19 protein-coding genes are annotated in these 18,948 nt (G+C 68.4%); 6 read left to right on the forward strand and 13 right to left on the reverse strand.

The window, feature by feature from the left end; genetic code table 11:
• Nucleotides 1-107: 107 nt before the first annotated feature.
• From EV647_RS05645 to EV647_RS05680, 8 genes are read right to left on the reverse strand one after another with little or no spacing between them, the layout of a single operon-like run.
• Nucleotides 108-797: a GntR family transcriptional regulator gene (locus tag EV647_RS05645; protein WP_133999404.1), complete on the reverse strand. Its 690-nt coding sequence runs from the start codon at nt 795-797 to the stop codon at nt 108-110.
• 39 nt (nt 798-836) lie between these two features.
• The gene (locus EV647_RS05650) at nt 837-2,093 is read right to left on the reverse strand and encodes an alpha/beta fold hydrolase (RefSeq protein WP_238177045.1); all 1,257 of its coding nucleotides are present in this window, start codon (nt 2,091-2,093) and stop codon (nt 837-839) included.
• A gap of 20 nt (nt 2,094-2,113) precedes the next feature.
• Complete coding sequence (locus EV647_RS05655) at nt 2,114-2,938, reverse strand: ATP-binding cassette domain-containing protein (RefSeq protein ID WP_133999410.1); 825 nt, start codon at nt 2,936-2,938, stop codon at nt 2,114-2,116.
• A complete protein-coding gene (locus tag EV647_RS05660; RefSeq protein WP_133999413.1) occupies nt 2,935-3,738 on the reverse strand; it encodes an ABC transporter ATP-binding protein in 804 nt (267 codons plus the stop codon). Before EV647_RS05660 ends, EV647_RS05655 begins: the two co-directional genes overlap by 4 nt.
• Nucleotides 3,735-4,718: an ABC transporter permease gene (locus EV647_RS05665; RefSeq protein ID WP_133999416.1), complete on the reverse strand. Its 984-nt coding sequence runs from the start codon at nt 4,716-4,718 to the stop codon at nt 3,735-3,737. The genes EV647_RS05660 and EV647_RS05665 overlap by 4 nt, the downstream gene beginning before the upstream one ends.
• Complete coding sequence (locus EV647_RS05670) at nt 4,715-5,662, reverse strand: ABC transporter permease (protein ID WP_133999419.1); 948 nt, start codon at nt 5,660-5,662, stop codon at nt 4,715-4,717. Before EV647_RS05670 ends, EV647_RS05665 begins: the two co-directional genes overlap by 4 nt.
• Nucleotides 5,659-7,353, reverse strand: coding sequence for an ABC transporter substrate-binding protein (locus EV647_RS05675; RefSeq protein WP_238175164.1), 1,695 nt, complete (start codon nt 7,351-7,353; stop codon nt 5,659-5,661). Before EV647_RS05675 ends, EV647_RS05670 begins: the two co-directional genes overlap by 4 nt.
• On the reverse strand, nt 7,350-9,290 hold the full coding sequence (locus EV647_RS05680; protein WP_133999422.1) for a glycoside hydrolase family 127 protein: 1,941 nt from the start codon (nt 9,288-9,290) through the stop codon (nt 7,350-7,352). Before EV647_RS05680 ends, EV647_RS05675 begins: the two co-directional genes overlap by 4 nt.
• 118 nt (nt 9,291-9,408) lie before the next feature.
• On the opposite strand from EV647_RS05680, the gene EV647_RS05685 reads away from it, so the two are divergent.
• From EV647_RS05685 to EV647_RS05695, 3 genes are read left to right on the forward strand one after another with little or no spacing between them, the layout of a single operon-like run.
• Nucleotides 9,409-9,783, forward strand: a complete 375-nt coding sequence (locus tag EV647_RS05685) for a hypothetical protein (protein ID WP_133999426.1) — start codon at nt 9,409-9,411, stop codon at nt 9,781-9,783.
• Nucleotides 9,780-10,043 (forward strand): hypothetical protein, encoded by a 264-nt coding sequence (locus EV647_RS05690; protein ID WP_133999429.1) that lies wholly within the window; start codon nt 9,780-9,782, stop codon nt 10,041-10,043. Before EV647_RS05685 ends, EV647_RS05690 begins: the two co-directional genes overlap by 4 nt.
• Nucleotides 10,044-10,091: 48 nt before the next feature.
• Entirely contained in the window at nt 10,092-10,757 is a 666-nt protein-coding gene (locus tag EV647_RS05695; RefSeq protein WP_133999432.1) for a hypothetical protein, read from the forward strand.
• Between the two features lie 15 nt (nt 10,758-10,772).
• Here EV647_RS05695 and EV647_RS05700 read toward each other — a convergent pair whose 3' ends face one another.
• Both EV647_RS05700 and EV647_RS05705 read right to left on the reverse strand, forming a co-directional pair.
• Entirely contained in the window at nt 10,773-13,295 is a 2,523-nt protein-coding gene (locus EV647_RS05700) for a polynucleotide kinase-phosphatase (RefSeq protein ID WP_133999435.1), read from the reverse strand.
• Nucleotides 13,292-14,704 (reverse strand): 3' terminal RNA ribose 2'-O-methyltransferase Hen1, encoded by a 1,413-nt coding sequence (locus EV647_RS05705; protein WP_133999438.1) that lies wholly within the window; start codon nt 14,702-14,704, stop codon nt 13,292-13,294. Before EV647_RS05705 ends, EV647_RS05700 begins: the two co-directional genes overlap by 4 nt.
• 217 nt (nt 14,705-14,921) lie before the next feature.
• Between EV647_RS05705 and EV647_RS05710 the strand changes: the two genes are divergently transcribed.
• Nucleotides 14,922-15,245 carry a hypothetical protein gene (locus EV647_RS05710; RefSeq protein WP_130380407.1) on the forward strand — a complete coding sequence of 108 codons (324 nt, stop codon included), beginning with the start codon at nt 14,922-14,924 and terminating at the stop codon, nt 15,243-15,245.
• A 36-nt stretch (nt 15,246-15,281) separates the two neighbouring features.
• Here EV647_RS05710 and folE read toward each other — a convergent pair whose 3' ends face one another.
• Nucleotides 15,282-15,893, reverse strand: coding sequence for a GTP cyclohydrolase I FolE (gene folE / locus EV647_RS05715; RefSeq protein WP_133999441.1), 612 nt, complete (start codon nt 15,891-15,893; stop codon nt 15,282-15,284).
• A gap of 75 nt (nt 15,894-15,968) precedes the next feature.
• On the opposite strand from folE, the gene EV647_RS05720 reads away from it, so the two are divergent.
• Together EV647_RS05720 and ybaK are read left to right on the forward strand one after the other, a co-directional pair.
• Nucleotides 15,969-16,646 (forward strand): metalloregulator ArsR/SmtB family transcription factor, encoded by a 678-nt coding sequence (locus EV647_RS05720; protein WP_133999444.1) that lies wholly within the window; start codon nt 15,969-15,971, stop codon nt 16,644-16,646.
• Nucleotides 16,647-16,655: 9 nt separating this feature from the next.
• A complete protein-coding gene (gene ybaK / locus EV647_RS05725) occupies nt 16,656-17,141 on the forward strand; it encodes a Cys-tRNA(Pro) deacylase (protein WP_133999447.1) in 486 nt (161 codons plus the stop codon).
• On the opposite strand, the gene EV647_RS05730 is transcribed toward ybaK, so the two are convergent.
• Both EV647_RS05730 and EV647_RS05735 read right to left on the reverse strand, forming a co-directional pair.
• Nucleotides 17,142-17,936, reverse strand: coding sequence for an ATP-binding cassette domain-containing protein (locus tag EV647_RS05730; RefSeq protein WP_133999450.1), 795 nt, complete (start codon nt 17,934-17,936; stop codon nt 17,142-17,144).
• Nucleotides 17,933-18,943 (reverse strand): ABC transporter permease, encoded by a 1,011-nt coding sequence (locus EV647_RS05735; protein ID WP_133999453.1) that lies wholly within the window; start codon nt 18,941-18,943, stop codon nt 17,933-17,935. The genes EV647_RS05730 and EV647_RS05735 overlap by 4 nt, the downstream gene beginning before the upstream one ends.
• Nucleotides 18,944-18,948: the final 5 nt, after the last annotated feature.

Here is an 18,948-nt window from a genome sequence, read left to right on the forward strand (position 1 = left end):
GGCTCCGCGGACGCCCTGGAACATTGCAGGTCAGGGCCGCCGATCGAATCGTTGCTGGCAGCAACGAATCTCGGGGCACTGGCTGCTTGGGCTGCGGCTTTGCGCGCCTACTCGGCGGTGGAGTTGCGGGCCCACAGGCCTCGGACGTGGCCGATGTGGCGGCGCATCAGTTGCTCGGCGCCCTCGCCGTCGCCGGCCTCTACGAGGTCCAGCAGTTCGTGGTGTTCGGCAGCCGACGGGACCAGGCGGCCGCTCTCGACCAGCGGGGTCAGGCCCAGCAGGCGCGTTTGCGAGCGCAGGTCCGACACGACGTCGACGAGCTTCTGATTGCCGGAGTACGCGAGCAGCGTCACGTGGAAGACCCGGTCGGCCTCGATATACGCGATCAGGTCGCCCGCCTGAGCCGCCACCACGATGTCCTCGGCCAGCCGCCGCAGCCGCGGGTAGTCCTTCGCGGGGATCGTCGGTACGACGTCCCGGATCGTCGGCGGCTCGATCAGCTGGCGTAGCGCCGCCAGGTTGTCGAGGTCCTCGTCGGACACGTCGGTGACCCGGAAGCCCTTGTTGCGCAGCGAGATCACCAGACCCTCGCGGACCAGGTCCAGCATCGCCTCACGGACCGGTGTCGCGGAGACACCGAACCGCGCGCCGAGCGTCGGCGCCGAGTACACCTCCCCCGGCTTCAGCTCGCCGGAGATCACCGCCGCCCGCAGTGCGTTGGCGACGCTGTCGCGCAGGTTCTCGCGTTGCGCCAGCCGCCGTACGCTCGGCAGCGGCCCGATCGAATCGGCAGCCATGGTTCACCTCCTGGGTCGCCGCCTATTGTGAAGCACCGGTCAGGCGGGATTCGGGATGCCACCCCCGATGGAGGCGACCAGCTCGGTGAGCCGCTCGAAGACCCGCTTCGTGCTCAACCCGTCGTGCTCGTACTCGTTCGTCACCCACGCCTGCACGTTGCCGACCCGGCGCGCGGTGTCCAACTGCAGCCCCGAGTCGACGTACATGTCGTCGAAATACACCGCGGCCGCCACCGGTACGTCGTTCGCGGCGAGCCGCTCCAGGTCGTACAGCTCCGGCCAACGGGGTCGCTGTGCCAGCACCTCGACCGCGCCCTGGAACGGCCGCAGCCCGCGGATCTCCTCGAACATCCAGGGGTACATCATCTCGCCGGTGAACAGCAGCGGCCGCGCCTCCTCGGCGAACTCCGGATGCCGCGCCCGCTCCGCCTCGGCCGCCCACCCGGTCGCCCCGTCACCGGATCCGTAGATGCTCTCCTGCAGCGCGGCGAACAGCGGTTCCGCGAGGTACGACGACAATCCCAGCACCTGGCCGAGGAAGCCGTCGGACAGCTCGTCGCCGTCGAAGGCCTCGTCGATCAGCCAGTGGATGCGCTCGTACCCGGGTTTCATCCCGAAGTCGATCCCGAGCGACTGCAAACGGCGTACCGTCAGCCGATCGCCGTCCGGGAGCCGTACGTCGGACTCCGCCAGCCGGTCCGCGATCCGGCCGACCCGCTCCACGTTGTGCGGGTACCGCCGGTAGAACTCCCGGTTCTTGGCCGCCACCCGCGGATAGGTCCGCCGGTACACCTCGGCCGCCGACGGGTCGATCGATGCGAGCCCACCGGTCACGTAGCACGCGGTCAAGGCATCCGGCGCCTTGGACAAGTAGGTGAGCGTGAGGAAACCGCCGTAGCTCTGGCCGAGCGTCGACCAGCGGTGGCCGCCGAAGACCTTGTTCCGCAGTTCCTCGGCGTCCGAGATGATCGAATCCGCCCGGAAACACGCCAGGTAGTCGGCGCCTTCCTCGGCCGACATCGACGCCATCCGCCGCCCGCTGACCGGCGTACTCCGGCCCGTGCCCCGCTGGTCCATCAGCACGATCCGGTAGTTCTTCAGCGCATGCTCGATCCACCCTGACACCCCGGTCGGGCGCGGCCCCTTCCCGCCGGGACCGCCCTGCAGGTGCAGCAGGCACGGCAGGTCCTCGTCCTGCCGCGTCGGGTCGACCAACTCCCGCGCGAACACGGTGATCGACTCCCCCGGGTCCGACCAGTCGAGCGGCACGGAAAGCTCGTGCTCACGAACGTGCATGCCAGGAATCGTGTAGCTGATCATGAAGCTCTCTTCCCCCTGCGTCTGGCGTCCCATTCCGGGTTGATCCGCGGTACGGCGGCCAGCAGCGTCTTCGTGTACTCGTCCTGAGGATCCCCGAACACCTGGTCCCGTGTCCCTACCTCGACGATTCTGCCCCGGTTCATCACGGCGACCCGCTGCGAGATCTGCCGTACGACGGCCAGGTCGTGCGCGATGAAGACGTAGCTGAACCCGCTCTCCCGCTGCAGCCGCATGAGCAGCTCCAGCACCTGCGCCTGGATCGACACGTCGAGCGCCGACACCGCCTCGTCGCAGATCACCAGCTTCGGGTTCACCGCGAGCGCCCGGGCGATCCCGATCCGCTGCGCCTGGCCGCCGGAGAACTGCGCCGGGTACCGCCGGCAGTGGTCCGGGTTCAGACCGACCCGCTCCATCAGCTCCTGCGTGAACGCCCGCCGCCCGCCCTTCGGCGTGATCCCCTGGTACGTCAGCGGCGCGGTGATGATCCGCTCGACCGTGTACCGCGGGTTCAGCGACGAGAACGGATCCTGGAACACCACCTGCACGTTGTTCCGGAACGAGGCCAGCTCCTTGCCCGTGGCCCTCGTCACGTCCTGCCCGTCGAACACGACCGTACCGGCGGTCGGCTCGAGCAACCGGGCCGCGATCCGCGCGGTCGTGGACTTGCCGCTGCCCGACTCCCCCACGATCGCGAGCGTCTCGCCGAGCTCGACCTCGAAGCTCACGTCGTCGACCGCCGTGAACACCGACTTGCGAGCCATCGTCCCTTCGCCCCGGGTGACGAACTCCTTCGTCACCCCGCACACCTGCAACAGCGTCATGAGAGCACCTCGTCATCGATCCGCGGTACGGCGTCCAGGAGCATCCGCGTGTACTCGTGCCGCGGATCCGAGAACACCTGCTCCGCGGTCCCGTACTCCACCGGATCACCCGACTGCATCACCAGCACCCGCTGAGCGATCGAGCTGATCACCGCGAGATCGTGGGTGATGAACATCATCCCGGTCCCGGTCGTCGACTGCAGTTCGCCGAGCAGCTCCAGGATCTGCGCCTGGACGGTCACGTCGAGCGCGGTCGTCGGCTCGTCCGCGATCAGCAACGACGGCGAACAGCACAGCGCCATCGCGATCATCACACGCTGCCGCATACCGCCGGAGAACTGGTGCGGGTAGTGGTCGACCCGGCGCGCCGCATCCGGGATGTGCACCCGCTCCAGCGCCTCGATCGCGACCTTCCGGGCTGCGGTCCGCGACCCACCGCGGTGCGTCCGGTACATCTCGGAGATCTGCAGACCCACGGTGTAGTACGGATTCAGCGACGACAGCGGGTCCTGGAAGACCATCGAGATCGCGTTGCCACGCACGGATCTGAGGTCACGGTCCGAGCGCCCGAGCAACTCGGCGCCGTCCAGCCGGACGCTGCCCGACGTACGGGCGCCGCGCGGCAACAGCCCGAGTACGGCGAGGGCAGTCATCGACTTGCCCGACCCGGACTCGCCGACGATCCCGACCGTCTCGTCCCGGCCGACCGTGAACGACACGTTCTTCACCACGTCCACCGGCCCACGGCTGGTCGGCAAAGTGACAGTCAGATTGTCGACAACGAACAATTCGCCACTCACGAGGACACCACCCGTACCCGTGGATCCAGTGCCGTGTACAGCAGGTCGACCACAACGTTGCCGATGACAACGAAGAAGGCGGCGAGCAGGGTGACCGCCATGATCACCGGCTGGTCGTTCTTCGCGATCGAGTCGGCGGCCATCTTTCCGATCCCGTTCAGCCCGAACACGGTCTCGGTGATCAGCGCGCCGCCGAGCAGTCCGGCGAAGTCCATCCCGAAGATCGTGGTGATCGGCGTCAGCGCGGGTCGCAACGCATGCCGGCGCATGATGAGCCCGCCGCTCAATCCCTTGGCGCGCGCGGTCCGGTAGTAGTTCTCAGCCAGCGTGTCGATGACATTGCTTCGGGTCAGCCGTGCGTACAGACAGGCGTAGCCGACAGCGAGCACGACCCACGGCATCAGGTACGACTCGAGCCACAGCAGCGGGTCGTCCGCGAACGGCACCGCCGACGGGAACGGCAGCAACTGCAGCTTCACGACGAGCACGTACTGCAGCACCAGCGCGAGCACGTAGTTCGGGACGCTCACGCCACCGAGTGCGAGGCCCATCGCGGACCGGTCCCACCACGTGCCCTGCTTGACCGCGCTGACCAGACCACCGATCACACCGACGAGCAGCCACAGTACGGCGGCACCGACCGCGACCGTGATGCTCACCGGAAGCCGCGCGGTGATCATGCTCCACACCGATTCGTTGGTCTGGAAGCTGTACCCGAGGCACGGCGCCGAGCAGTGCACCGAGCCGTAGTCGCGACCCACGAAGATCCCGCTCAGGAAGTCCCAGAACTGCGTCAGGAGTGGCTGGTTGAGCCCGAGCACGTCGCGGATCGAGTCGATGCGCTCCGGCGTACACGTCTTCCCGCAGATCATCACCGCGGGATCCGGCGAGAGCTTGAAGAAGATCAAGTACGTGAACAGACACACGGCCAGCAGGATCAGTACGACGCCCCCGAGCCGGCCCAGGACGTAGCGCATCATGCTGCTTCTCCTTGGTCGATCAGGGTGCGGATCTTGTCGCCGAGGACGGTCAGCGACAGCACCGTGAGGAACAGGAACAGGCCGGGGATCGCGAAGAACATCGGGTCCACCGAGTACCAGCTGACCGAGCTCGAGATCATCTGGCCCCAGGACGCGGTCGGCGGCGAGACGCCGACGCCGAGGAAGGACAGGCCTGCCTCGGTGCCGATGTAGCCGGGGATCGCGAGCGTCGTCATCACGACGATCGAGCCGCGCAGGTTCGGCAGGATCTCCCGGAACACTACCTGGGAGTCCTTCGCCCCGGACGCTCGCGACGCCTCGACGAACTCACGGTTCGCGAGCGTCATCGTCTGGCCGCGGATCACCCGCGCCAGATACGGCCAGCCGAACGCGCTGATCACCACGACCAGCAGCACCGGCCGGTTCCCGGACGGGAGCGACGACAGGATCGCGATCATGAAGATCAGCGCCGGGAACGCCATCAGGAAGTCCATCAGCCGGGAGATCACCTGGTCGACCCAGCCGCGGTAGAACCCGGCGAGCATGCCGAGCACGACGCCGAGGATCCCGGTCAGCAGCGTCGCCGACAGCGAGATCGTGATCGACACGCGCGCGCCGTACACGATCCGCGCGAACAGGTCGCGGCCGTTCTGCGGCTCGACGCCGAACCAGTGCGAGCCGCTGATCCCGCCGAGCGAACCGTGCGGTACGCCGCCGAGGTCGGAGTTGATCGCCGCCGAGTCGAACTGGTACGGCCCCCAGCCGCTGAGCTTGGTGATCAGCGGCGCGGCCACTGCCATCAGAACCACGATCGCGAGGAACACCAGGCACGCCAGCGCGCCCTTGTCCCGCGTGACCGCGGTGAGGATCCGCCGGCCCGAGGTAGGCGGTGCCGACGACGGCACCGCCTCCTCGACCTCGACGAGAGCCGGACTGGTTGTCACTTCCCGGCGTCCTTCAATCCGACCGACACCAGGTCGATGCCGCCCGAGAACCCGTCGTGCAGGTAGGCGCCGCCGATGTTGCTGCCGACAAGCATCAGGACCTTCTCGTACAGCAGCGGGACGACCGGCGCCAGCGCCATGATCTGCTTGTCCAGTTCGCCGTACGCCTTGTTCGCCGCCTGGACATCGGTCAGCTTGGCGATCTCGTCGATCTTCGCGTTCACGCCCGGGTCGTTCAGCTGCGCCAGGTTGCTGTTGCCCTTCGGGGTGATGTTGCGGCCGTCGAACAGCGGCGGCAGGAAGGTCGCGCCGGACGGCCAGTCCGGGCACCAGCCGGTGATGGCCGCATCGTGCTGCTGCGACGTCGTACCGATGACCTCGTAGTACGTCGCGGTGTCGATGGTGTTGATCTTCACGGTGATCTTCAGCGGCTCGAGCGCCTGCTGGATCGCGACCGCCATCGCCTGCATCTTGGGTTGCGCGCGGGTGTCGAGCGTCATCGTGAAGCCATTGGCGAAACCGGCCTCGGTGAGCAGCTTGCGGGCGCCGTCGACGTCACCCTTGTGGTCCGGGCTCGGGTACGGGTCGTAGTCCACCCGGCCGGCGATCGTCGGTGGCTGGATGCTGGTGGCGATCTCGGCGAGGGTCGACCCGCCGACCGCGTCGCGGACGGTCTGCTTGTTCACCGCGAGGTTGATCGCCTGCCGCACCTTGACGTTGTCCAGCGGCTTCTTCGTGGTGTTCAGCCCCATGTACGTCGTGCAGCCGCCGAGACCGCTCATCGTGCGCTCCTTGAGCTGCGGCGTCTGGATGCGCGCGACCGAAGCGGCCTGGATGGTGCCGGCGATCGCGTCGGCGTCCGTGCCCTGGCCGGCGATCATCCGCTCGTCGATCGTCGCCGGGTCGAGCCCGAACGTCCACTGGAACGCGTCCGGGTTGGCCGACCGCACGTCGTCGGTCTTCTTGTCCCACTTGTCGTTGCGGACCACCTTGAGCGACGCGCCCGGCTTGTACTCGGACACCTTGTACGGACCCGAGGCGATCGGCTTGCTGTCCAGCGCGTTGCCCGCGCCCTGGCCCTTCGGGACCGGCGTGAACGTGTTCTGCGCGACCACGCTGCCGAAGTCGGCGTACGGCTTCTTCAGGTGGAACACGATCGTCTTCGCGTCCGGCGTCGCGATCGTCGCCAGGTCACCCGACTTGTAGGGGCCTTGGTACGACGCGGGCGCCTCGATCAGCTGCTTCGCGTACGGCGAGCCGATGCCGATCTCCGGGTCCCACGCACGCGAGACACCCCACTTCACGTCGGCACTCGTGATCGGCGCACCGGTCTCGAAGAACAGGCCGTCCTTCAGCGTGAACGTCCAGGTCTTGCCGCCGTCGGACGGCTTGCCCGTGTCGGTGGCGAGGTCCGGCACGATCTTGGTGCCGTCGGCTCCCGGTGCGGCCCCCTGGGTGGTGAGCGTGCGGTAGATCAGCCGGTAGAAGTTGTTGACGCCGCCGTCGAAACCGCGGGCCGGGTCGAGGTGCGAGAAGGCCGCGTTCGCCAGCACCTGGAGTGTGCCGCCCTGCGCGGCCTTGGCGCCGGGCCCGGCGGATTCACCTTTGGCGCCGGAGGCACCGCCGCCGCACGCGGTCAGTGCGAGCGCGGCGGATGCCACGAGCCCCACCAGCATGGAAGTTCTCTTCATCGGTCGTCTCTTTCGGTTCGCAGCCACACACGCATGGCCAGGGCCTGACGGTTTCCCCAGAGGAAGTACGGCACGAACGTCACCGGTACCTCGTCGATGGCGGATCCTGGGGTCTGTTCTGTGAGCACGGGAGGGAGCACGGGAGGGAGCACGGGATAGAGCTCGGGAGGCGGCGCCGGCGCGACACCGGCGGTCAGTTCGAGGACGACATGGTCGTCCTGCTGCCGCGCGATCGCCTTGGTCACGGCGGCCGGCGTGAGCAGCAGGTCGTCGACCGGTACGGCGGCATCTTGTTGCTCGACGCAATAGACGAGTGGTCCGCGGGCGACGGCGATCGCGCCTCGGGTCGCGTCGAGGTACGGGTGCGATCCGTGCGCTCTCGGTGCCATCGGCAACGTCAGCCGCAGGACGTCGCCGGCAGCGAACGTCCGCCGGACCACGGCCCAGCCTTCCACCGCAGCGATCCGCTCCTCGCCGACCTCGCCTGCTTCAGCGACGCCGGCCGCAGCGGGCGCAATCAGTTCGGCGCCTGCTGCCCACCACGGGATGCGTAGGGCGATCGCCCGCTCCTCCGCCGGTGCGTCCTCGACCGTCAGCGTGATCTCGCCGTCCCACGGGTAGTCGGTGGTGACCTTGACGCTGAGATCACCCGCGGTGATGCGGGCGTCGGCGTAGATGCCGACGTACAACGTGTTGTCGCGGTGGATTGCGACGTGGTCCTGGAGTTCGGACATCCAGCGGATGATGTTCGGCGGGCAGCAGGGGCAGCCGAACCACGCGCGCCGGAGCAGTTCGCCGCCATCCTCCATGCCGGAGCGCTGCTCGTGGTCCGGCCGGCGCTGCAGCGGATTGTCGTAGAAGAACGCCGTACCGTCGGCCGAAAGCCCTACGGCATAAGCGTTGTAGAGCACGGTCTCGTACACGTCGAGGTACGACGCCTTGCCGGTGGCGCGGAACATCCGCCACGCCCACTGCATCGTCGCGATCGCCGCACACGTCTCGGCGTACGCACGCTCGGACGGCAGCTCGTACCGGTCGCCGATCGCCTCGTCGGAGTGCCGGCTGCCGAGCCCGCCGGTGAGGTACAGCTTGGTCGCGACCATGTCGTCCCACAGCCGCTCCAGCGCTGCCAGCAGCGTCGGGTCGCCGGTCTCCAGGTGGACGTCGGCCGCGCCCGCCGCGAGGTAAGCCATCCGTACGGCGTGACCGGTGACGGACGGCAGCTCGCGGAACGGCACGTGGTCCTGGAAGTACTCGCCCGGGAAGATCGTGTGCTTGAGCTTCCCCCGACCACGCCGGTCGACGAACAGCCGCGCCTGGGTGAGGTAGTCCTCGTCGCCGGTTTCACGATAAAGCTCGACGAGCGCCATCTCGACCTCGGGATGCCCGTCGACGATCTCCTCGCCGTGTTCGCCGTACTTGTCGACGACGAGATCCGCGAAGCGCCGGGCGATTGTAAGCAATCTTCCATCGGACAATCGACGCTGCGCCGCGACGGCCGCCTGGATGAGGTGGCCGAGGTTGTAGAGCTCGTGGCCCCAGCCGAGGTCCGACCAGGGCTGTTTGCGCTGGTCCGGGTCCTGGAAGTACGAGTTCAGGTACCCGTCGTCGGCCTGCGCCTGCTCGAGCAGTTCGACGACCTCGTCGAAGAACTCCCGCGCTCCGGCCGGCGCCCCGTCTACTGCACCGTCGCGATCGACCTCGTAGGCGAGGCCCTCCAGCGTCTTGTAGAGATCGGTGTCCAGGAACGGGTACCGCCCGCGGTACGGCCCGACCGACGGATCGGCCAGTCGCAGGAGATTCTCCAGGTTCCCCGCCTTGCGCAGCTCCGTGATCGCGTGCGGGATCGTCGCCTGCCGGTTCCGCCGCTGCCAGTCGTGCAGCAACCCTCCGGTCAGCTCCACGCTCAGCCCAAGGTTCTCTGTACCGTGTGACATTGCACAGACCCTAAGTGCAATGTCACACCTTGCCAACCCCCAACCCACGACGTTTACACCCCGGAAACGATCCGCCCCGTCACGATCCGGTGGCCCTCTGCAGCGGCATCGTGTCTCCGTGACCGCCACACTCACCGATCTCCGCCGTCGACCCGCCAAGCCCGCCGGCAGCCTGTTCCGCGTCACCGCCGCTGTGAGCTTCCTGACCCTGCTCGTGCTCTGGGCGGTCTACGAGTGGTGGCCCTCGCCCGAGTTCGAGTCCTGCCACCGAACAGCGGGCGGCGAGGCCTGTCCCCCGAGCGTCGACTCTGTCGGGAGCGCGCTCGATCCGCCGTACCTCATCCTCGTGACGGCACTCGTGGAGCTCGTGGCGATCGGCGGCTACCTCGCACTCGCAGCGGCCCGCCGGACGCTCGACCTGCGCACCGGCCTCCGCTGGTCACCGGCCGCGGTCGTGGTCGTCGCCCTCGCGTCGGAGGCTTCGGCTGGATGATGGACGGCGGCGATCTGAACGGTCTCGACTCCGTGGCGCCCGGGTTCCTGCTGCTGTTCGCCGGGTGGCTGCTCACTCCGCTGGTCTTGTACGGCGTTCATCGCGGCGACCGCGGTGCGGTGATCCTGGTCGTGATCGGTCTGGCACCGACAGCGGTATGCAATGCGATGTTGGTCCAGGACTACCCAGCAGGCGCGCTGCCGGGCGTGATGCTCGTCGTGTCCACGGTGGTCGTCGTCATCGTCCGCCGCCGCGAATGAGCTCAAGTCCTCGGCCGGCGGAACGAGTGACCTTCTCGACCGCGCCCGATGGCCCTCCGCGGCGAGATCGTGTTCCTTGTGTCCGCCCAGCAACTCGATCTCCGCCGCCCGCCGCCGAGGCGCCCCGGCAACTTGTTCCACGTGACGGCGGCGGTGAGCTTTCTCAGCATTCCGCTGCTCTACGTTGCTTACCTCGTGGTTCCGCCGGAGAGGATTCCGTGTCAGGACCACGCCTGCCCGCCGTCGGCGGACGAGGTCGGGGTCGGACGCGCACCAGAGCCGTGGGAGGTCGTCCTCGCGGCCGCGAGCGCCGAGCTTGTCGTGATCGCTTGTTACCTCGCTCTGGCCGTCGCGCGAGGGACACTCGACCTACGTACCGGTCTGCGATGGTCACCTGCGGCGGTCGCCGTCGTGGCGCTCGCCGTCGGCAGTTTCGGCTGGCTGATGGACAACGGTGCCGGGCTCAGCTTCGACGCCGCCGAACTCACCTTCTTGCTCCTGCTCGGCTCATGGTTGCTCACGCCGCTGGTCCTGCACGTCGTGCATCGTGGCGACCGGCGCGCGGTGATCCCTGTCGTGATCGGCCTCGCCCCGACCGCCTTCGGCAACGCGCTCCTGATCAACAACGACCCGCTCGTCGTGCCCATGGCGCTGCCCGCGACGATGCTCGTGGTCGGTGTGATCACCGTCCTGGTCGTGCGTCGACGCCGATGAATCCAGCCTGGTGATTCAGAGGCGGGGGTCGATCGGTTCGGATTCGAGGGCCAGTACGGCGAAGACGCATTCATGGATGCGCCACAGGGGTTCTCCGCGGGCGGCGCGGTCCAGGGACTCCAGGCCGAGGGCGTACTCGCGGAGCGCCAGGGAGCGTTTGTGGCCGAGGTTGCGGTCGCGGAGGCGGGTGAAGTTCTCGGGCTCGGTGTAGTCGGGGCCGTAGATGAGCCGCAGGTACTCCTGCCCGCGCACCTTCAGCCCCGGCTGGGCCAGGCCCTTCGCCGTGCGGGTCAGGTTCGCGGCCGGCTTCACCACCATGCCCTCTCCGCCTGCCCCGGTCAGCTCCTCCCACCACGCGATCCCGGCGTCCCAGTTGTCCGCGTCCACGAACAGCCGCCGGGTCTGCGTGATCAACTCCGGGCCCGCGGCAACCATCCGGTCCGCAACGCCCAGGTGCCATGCGTGCGGCCGTTCCTGGTACGTCGCCCCTTCGGACGCAAGCACCTGGAACGGCGCGATACGCACCCCGTCGAGCCCATCGGTCGGCCAGCAGTACCGTCGGTACGCCGCGGTGAACCGCTCCGCATTCGCCGTACGGCGCTCGGCCGACGCCAGCAGATCGCCGACGTCGAGGCCGGTGGCCTGGGCGGCACGGAGCGCAGCGGTCGCTGCGGGCAACGACGTACGGGCGGCCGCTCCGACGGCGGCGTACTGATTCCGGAGGAGGTCCCCGGCCTTGGCGCTCCACGGCAGCAGCTCGGCGTCGAGGAGCAGCCAGGAGGTGTCGAGTTCGTCGAAGACACCAGCAGCAGACGCGACAGCACGCAGCCGGAGCAGCAGCTCGTCGGTCAGCCCCGCGTCGAAGAACGACCGCCCGGTGCGAGTGTGGATCGCGCCGCGGCCGGCCAGACCGAACCGCTTCTCGGCCACGTCGTCGTCCCGCGTCAGCAGCACGACCGCCCGCGAACCCATGTGCTTCTCCTCGCACACCAGCTCGGTGACGCCCTGGCCCCGGAACGTCTCGAACGCCTGCCGCGGGTGCTCCAGCAGCCCCGGCTCCGGCGAGGTCGCGACCGGGCTCATCGTCGGCGGCAGGTACAGCAGGAACCGCGGATCGATCGCGAACCGGCTCATCACCTCCAGCGCCGCGCCGGCCTGCTCGGCCCGGATGCTCAGCCGTCCGTGGGAAGCGGTCTCGATCACGCGGCGACCGGTCACGTCGGTCAGCTCGAGTACGTCGGGCTCGCGCGCCGGTGCCGTTGCCACATGCAACGGTTTCGCCGGCGCGTAGTACTCCTCGGCCGCTTTCACCGCCACCAGCTCCCGCTCGGGATAGCGCAGGGCGGTCAGCGATCCGCCGAAGACGCAGCCCGTGTCGAGGCAGATCGTGTTGTTGATCCACTCCGGCTCGGGCGTCGGCGTGTGGCCGTAGACGACCGTCGCGCGACCGCGGTAGTCGTTCGCCCACGGGTACCGCACCGGCAGCCCGAACTCGTCGGTCTCCCCCGTCGTCTCGCCGTACAGGCAGAACGAGCGGACGCGGCCCGACGTACGACCGTGCATCCGTTCGACGAGGCCGGCGTGCGACACGACGAGCTTGCCGCCGTCGAACACGTAGTGCGAGATCAGTCCGTCGATGAAGGCCATGACCTCGTCGCGGAACTCCGGAGGCTCAGTGGCCAGCTGCTCCAGCGTGGTCTCGAGGCCGTGGCTGATCTTCACGTTCTTGCCCCGCAGCGCACGCAGCAACTTGTCCTCGTGATTGCCGGGGACGCAATAAGCGTTGCCGGCCGCAACCATTCCCATCACGAGCCGGAGTACACCGGGAGAGTCGGGACCGCGGTCGACGAGGTCACCGACGAAGATCGCCCGCCGGTCAGGGTGCACCGCGTCGACCGGCCGTCCGGCGTCGTCGCGGGTCAGGGTGTACCCGAGATCGGTGAGCAGCCGCTCCAGTTCGGGACGGCACCCGTGCACGTCGCCGATGATGTCGAACGGGCCGTTCTGGTCGGTGAGGTCGTTGTACAGCCGCGTCCGTTCGATGCTGACGGCATCGATCTCCTCGACGCTGTCCAGCACGTGAACCGTCCGGAAGCCTTCACGCTTGAGGCTGCGCAGGCCCCGCTTCAGCTGCGAGCGTTGCCGGGCGATCACCTTGGACCCGAACTGCCGGTCGGACCGCTGCTCGTTCCGCTCGACACACACGCGCTCCGGCGGGTCGAGCACGATCGCGACCGGAAGTACGTCGTACTCGCGGGCCAGGTTCACGAGCTCCTTGCGGGCCTCCGGCTGCACGTTGGTGGCGTCGATGACCGTCAACCGCCCGGCGGCCAGTCGCTTCCCGGCGATGAAGTTGAGCACCTCGAAGGCGTCCTTCGTCGCGGCCTGGTCGTTCTCGTCGTCCGAGACGAGTCCGCGGCAGAAGTCGCTCGAGATCACCTCGGTGGCCAGGAAGTGCTTGCGCGCGAACGTCGACTTGCCGGAGCCGCTGGCACCGACCAGCACGATCAGACACAGAGCTGGTACGTCGATCGTCATCGGACCTCCTCCCGGTGGAACAGTGCGAGCTGGGTCGGCGGCCCGACCTCGGGGTCCTCGGCGCCGACAGGCCGGAACTGCACGGTGTAGCCGAAGCGGTCCGCGACCTGCTGGGACCAGGTCCGGAACTCCGCGCGGGTCCACTCGAAGCGGTGGTCGGGATGGCGGAAATTGCCGGCCGGGAGGGACGGGAAGCGCACGTTGTACTCGCTGTTCGGGGTGGTGACGACCACCGCGGCAGGGCGTGCCGCGCGGAAGACCGAGTCCGCCAAGGCCGGCAGTCGTGGCGGGTCGACGTGCTCGACGACCTCCATCAGTACGACGGCGTCGAGCCCGGCCAGCCGTTCGTCGGCGTACGTGACCGACGACTGCAGGAACTTCAGCCGGTCCCGCTGGCGATCCGGCAGGTCGTCGTAGTGCAACCGCCGCTTGGCCGCGATCAGCGCCCGCGCCGACACGTCGGTCGCGATCAGCTCGCCGATCATCGGGTCCTTCAGCAGCTCGCCGACGAGCGCACCCTCACCACAGCCGATGTCCGCGATCCGGCGAGCACCGAGCTCCCGCAGTACGCCGGCCACCGTCGTACGCCGCTCAACGGCCAACGACACCGAGCCCTCGCCTGGACCGTCCTCTGCGCTCTCCTCCGGCAGTTCGACCCCGTCCACCTCAGCCAGCCGTTCGAGGACAGCGTCCGCCAGGTAGCGCCGGTGCGCGAGGTAGCGGCGCGAGATCAGATCCTTCTCGGGATGCGCGGCCAGCCAGCCCTCGCCGGCGCGGACGAGTTTGTCCACCTCGTCCGACCCGACCCAGTAGTGCTTGGCGTCATCGAGGACCGGGAGCATCACGTACAAGTGCTTGAGTGCGTCGGCCAGCCGCAGTACGCCGGTCAGCCGCAGGTCGACGTACCGCGAATCACCCCACGCCGGGATCTGCGGATCGAGCGGCACCGGACGGGCGTCGACGGTCCAGCCGAGGGGCGCGAAGAACCGCTCGGCGAGGTCGGCGCCGCCGTTGCACGGGAGCGTCGGGACGTGGATCTCGAGCGGGATCGGGCGCGCGGCGAGATCCGGGCGGGCGTCGCAGCGGCCGTTCATCGCCGTACGGAAGAGTTTTCCGAGCGCGACGGCGAGCAGGCTGGCGGCGGCGTACGGGCGGTCGTTGACGTACTGCCCGAGGGTGAAGCCTTCGGCCGCCTTGCCGCGGCCGGCCTTCACCAGGCCGATCGGGTCGATGTCGAGCAGCACCGCCGCCGTACAGCGCTCGCCGGTCGCCTCCGGGTAGAAGACATGGGCCGATCCCCCGGTGACGTCGATCGCCTGCGGACGGGCCGGGTTCTTGTGCAACAGGAACCCGAAATCGCTTGCGGGCGCGTCCACTCCGGCCAGATCGGTGCCAATCGTCAGGAACACCGTGGTATTCGATCACGGGTCGAGGATTGAGACACGCGGATTCAGGTCTGGCGTGTTCGGGGGTTTGGTTCTAGCTTGTTTTGAGAAGATGAGTCGCTACAGACCGTCCTTCCCCGCTGACAGTCGGTAAATGTCCCCGGTTTGTGGCGAGAGCCCAACCACGCCGCTACGGGGAAAGGATCATGGCAGCTCTCTCACTCCACACGGGGTGTCACCGGTGAAACCCCAGACGTTCGAACTCGTTCGCTACACCGACATCAGTGGGGTTTCCGGAACCGGCGTCGTCGCCGAAGGCTGTGTGTTCACCGACGGCTCGGTCGCCCTGCGCTGGCACGGCGCGAACCCGTCGACGGCCGTCTGGCCGGACCTGGACTCCATCCTCGCCGTTCACGGCCACTGCGGCGCCACCGTCGTGCGCTGGCTGGACGTCTCCGAGATGGAACCGGTCCCGGGCACCGACCTCCTGCCCGGCGAGCTCACGCACATCCTGGCCACCGGTCGCCGCACCCACCACCACCCGTCGGCCGCCGCGTCGGCCTGACCAAGTCGACCTACTCAAAGCTTCGCCTGGCTGCCCTTACGGGGTGAGGCCGGTCAGCGCGAAGAACTCCTGCCGCGAACTGGGGCTGTCGCGAAGGACCCCGTGCAGCGAGGACGTGACCGTCCGCGAGCCTGCCGCGCGTACGCCGCGCAACGACATGCACTGGTGCTCGGCCTCGATCACCACGCCGACGCCCTTCGGGTCGAGGTGGTCCTTGAGCCAGTCGGCGACCTGCTTGGTGAGCCGCTCCTGCACCTGGAAGTCGCGCGCGAACAGCTCCACCACCCGGGCCAGCTTCGAGAGCCCGAGGATCCGGTCGCCAGGCAGGTACCCGACGTGGGCGACACCCTGGAACGGCAGCAGGTGGTGCTCGCACAGCGACTGCACCGGGATGTCCTTGGCCAGGACGAGCTCGTCGTACCCCTCGTCGTTCGGGAAGGTGGTCAGCTCGAACTCCCGCGGCGTCAGCATCTCGGCGTACGCGTTCGCGACCCGGCGCGGGGTGTCTGCCAGGTGCGCGCTCTGCGGGTCCCGCCCGAGCGCGGTCAGCAGGTCCGCGACCGCTCGCTGCGCGGCGGGCAGGTCGATCTCCTCCCGGCGCGCGACGATATGGAGGGGGACGGACTCGAGGTCGGCCGAGATCGCCATCTACACACTCCCTGAGGTATCAACGAACTGACATCATACTGTTTTACCAACCGATGTTGTCGATAGAATCATTCCGTGGACACGTCCTGGGACGCCGCCGTTCAGGCGGTCTCCGTACTCGAGGAGCCGACCCGGCGTCGGCTGTACGAGTACGTCGTCGGCCGGCCCGAGCCTGTGAGCCGGGACGACGCCGCCAGTGCGCTCGGGCTCCCGCGGACCACGGTCGCGTTCCATCTCGACAAGCTGACCGAAGAGGGTCTGCTCGCCACGTGCTACGAGCGCCGCACCGGCCGCACCGGCCCGGGCGCGGGACGGCCCGCGAAGCTGTACCACCGCTCCGACCGTGAGATCGAGATCAGCCTCCCCGAACGCCAGTACGCCGTCGCCGGCCACCTCCTCGCCACCGCCATCCAGGACGCCGAAATCACCGACCTCACCCCCCGCGAGGCAGTCAACCGAAGAGCCCACGAGTACGGCGAGGCCCTGGGCCAAGCTGCTCGGGAGCGCGGCGAGGGGGACGTGTTGGTGCAGGTGCTCGAGGCACACGGGTTCGAGCCGCGGCCGGAGGACGACGGGATCGCGCTGGCCAACTGCCCGTTCCGGCGACTCGCCAAGGACCACCCGCAACTGGTCTGCAGCATGAACCTGCACCTGGTCGCCGGCCTCCTCACCAGCCTCGAATCAGCGTTCAACGCTGAGCTCGCCCCTGCCCCAGGCCACTGCTGCGTCCGGCTCGTCAACCGTTCTCACTAAGCTCGCCCTGTGGCGAAGAAGCAGAGTCAAGGGACGCCGGCGACCGTTGCGCTGACGAAGGCGAAGGTCGAGTTCACGACGCATGCCTACGAGCACGACCCGGCGGCGAAGTCGTTCGGGCTGGAGGCCGCCGAGGTGCTGGGACTGGCGCCGGAGCAGGTGTTCAAGACGCTGCTCGTCGAGGTCGACGGGAAGCTCACGGTCGGCGTCGTACCGGTCGACAAGCAGCTCGACCTGAAGGCGATCGCGGCCGCGGCCGGCGGGAAGAAGGCGGTGATGGCCGACCCGGCCGCCGCCGAGCGCACCACCGGGTACGTCGTGGGCGGCATCAGCCCGATCGGCCAGAAACGCGCCCTGCCCACAGTCGTCGACAGCACCGCCACCGACCACCCGACGGTCTACGTGTCGGGCGGCCGGCGCGGCCTCGACATCGGCCTGTCCCCCGCCGACCTGATCACCGTGACCAAGGCGACTACAGCGGCCATCGCTCGCTGATCACCAGGCGATCGCCTCGTCCGGGATCTCCTCGGCGCCGGTGATGAACGACACCACGTCGCTCATCGAGACCTTCTTCGGATCGACCACCCCGGTCCGCCGACCGAGCCGGTGGACGTGGATCCGGTCGGACACCTCGAAGACCGCCGGCATGTCGTGCGAGATCAGCACGACCGGCAGGCCACGATTGCTGATCCGCTTGATCAGCTCGAGGACGTGAGCGGTCTCGCGGACACCGAGGGCGGCGGTCGGCTCGTCCATGATCACGACCTTGCTGCCGAACATCGCCGCCCGGGCCACCGCGACCGCCTGCCGCTGACCGCCGGACAGGCTCTCCACCGGCTGGGTGATGTCCTGGATCGTCGCGATGCCCAGGGCATCCAGCTGGTTGCGGGCCTCGGTGCGCATCGCCTTGCGGTCGAGTATCCGGAGCTTGCCGAGCAGGCCGTCCCTGCGGATCTCCCGGCCGAGGAACAGATTGGTCGTGATGTCCAGAGCGGGCGCCACCGCCAGCGTCTGGTACACCGTTTCGATACCGCTTCGGCGCGCGTCCAGGGGCGAGTGGAAGTGCACCGGCCGGCCGTCGAGTTCGATGGTTCCGGCGTCCGGCTGCAGCGCACCGGTGAGTGCCTTGATCAGGCTGGACTTGCCGGCGCCGTTGTCACCGACGATCGCCAGCACTTCCCCCGGGTACAGATCGAAGTCGGCGCCGTTGATCGCGGTGACGTGTCCGTACCGCTTGACCAGTCCACGACCGGTCAGCATCGCCGTACGCTCAACTGTTGTGGCGCTCATGCGCTCCTCCTCCGGGTCGCCTGGTCGAACGCGACCGCCCCGATCACCAGGACGCCGGTCGCGAGGTTCTGGTAGTTCGAGTCGATGCCCATCTGGGTCAGACCGCTGCGCAGTACCGCGACGATCAGCGCGCCGACGATCGTGCCGAGAACACCGCCGCGGCCGCCGAACAGGCTGGTGCCGCCGATGACGACAGCGGTGATGCTGTCCAGGTTGCCGGTCTGGTAGGCGTTCGGGTCGGCGGTCGGGGTGCGGCCGAGCGCCATCCAGGCCGCGAAACCGTAGATGACACCGGCGACCAAGTACACACTCACCAGGGTGCGGTCGATGTGGATGCCGGTCAGCCGGGCGGCTTCCGGTTCGTTGCCGACGGCATAGACATGCCGGCCCCAGCCTGTCTTGGCCAGCACGAACCAGGTCACCGCGAACAGCACGGCGGCGAGCACCATGCCCATCGTGAACTGGACCCGGCCGAACAAGTAGAGCGACGTACCGAGCCAGGTCAGCAGACCGTCCGGCACCGGCCACGTGGTGCCTTTGCTGTAGAGGTTCGTCACCGCGGTCATCACCGCGAGCATGCCGAGGGTGACGATGAACGGCGGCAGCTTGATCCGGCTCACCAGGAGGCCGGACAGCGTCGCCACCGCGGCGCAGGCGACGATCGCCACGATCATCGCCACCGGGCCGGGCAGGTGCCCGGTGGCGAGCCGGGTCATCAGCAACGTGCCGAAAACGGCGATCGAGGCATTCGCCAGGTCGATACCGCTGGTCAGGATCACCAGGGTCTGGCCGAGTGCCAAGGTGCCGACGACGATCGACTGCTGGACGATGAAGGAGAAGTTGTCGACGTTCGCGAAGGTGCTCGTGGCGAACGAGAAGAAGACGATCGCGACGAGCAGCGCGGCGGTCGGACCGAGCACCGGGTTGCGGGCGAACAGCGCGCGCACCGAGTCGCTCCGGCGGCCGGTATCGACGGTGGCAGTTGTCCCGGACTTCGTGGTGGACATCGACA

The sequence above is a fragment of the Kribbella sp. VKM Ac-2566 genome, assembly GCF_004366005.1.
GTDB classification, from domain to species: domain Bacteria; phylum Actinomycetota; class Actinomycetes; order Propionibacteriales; family Kribbellaceae; genus Kribbella; species Kribbella pratensis.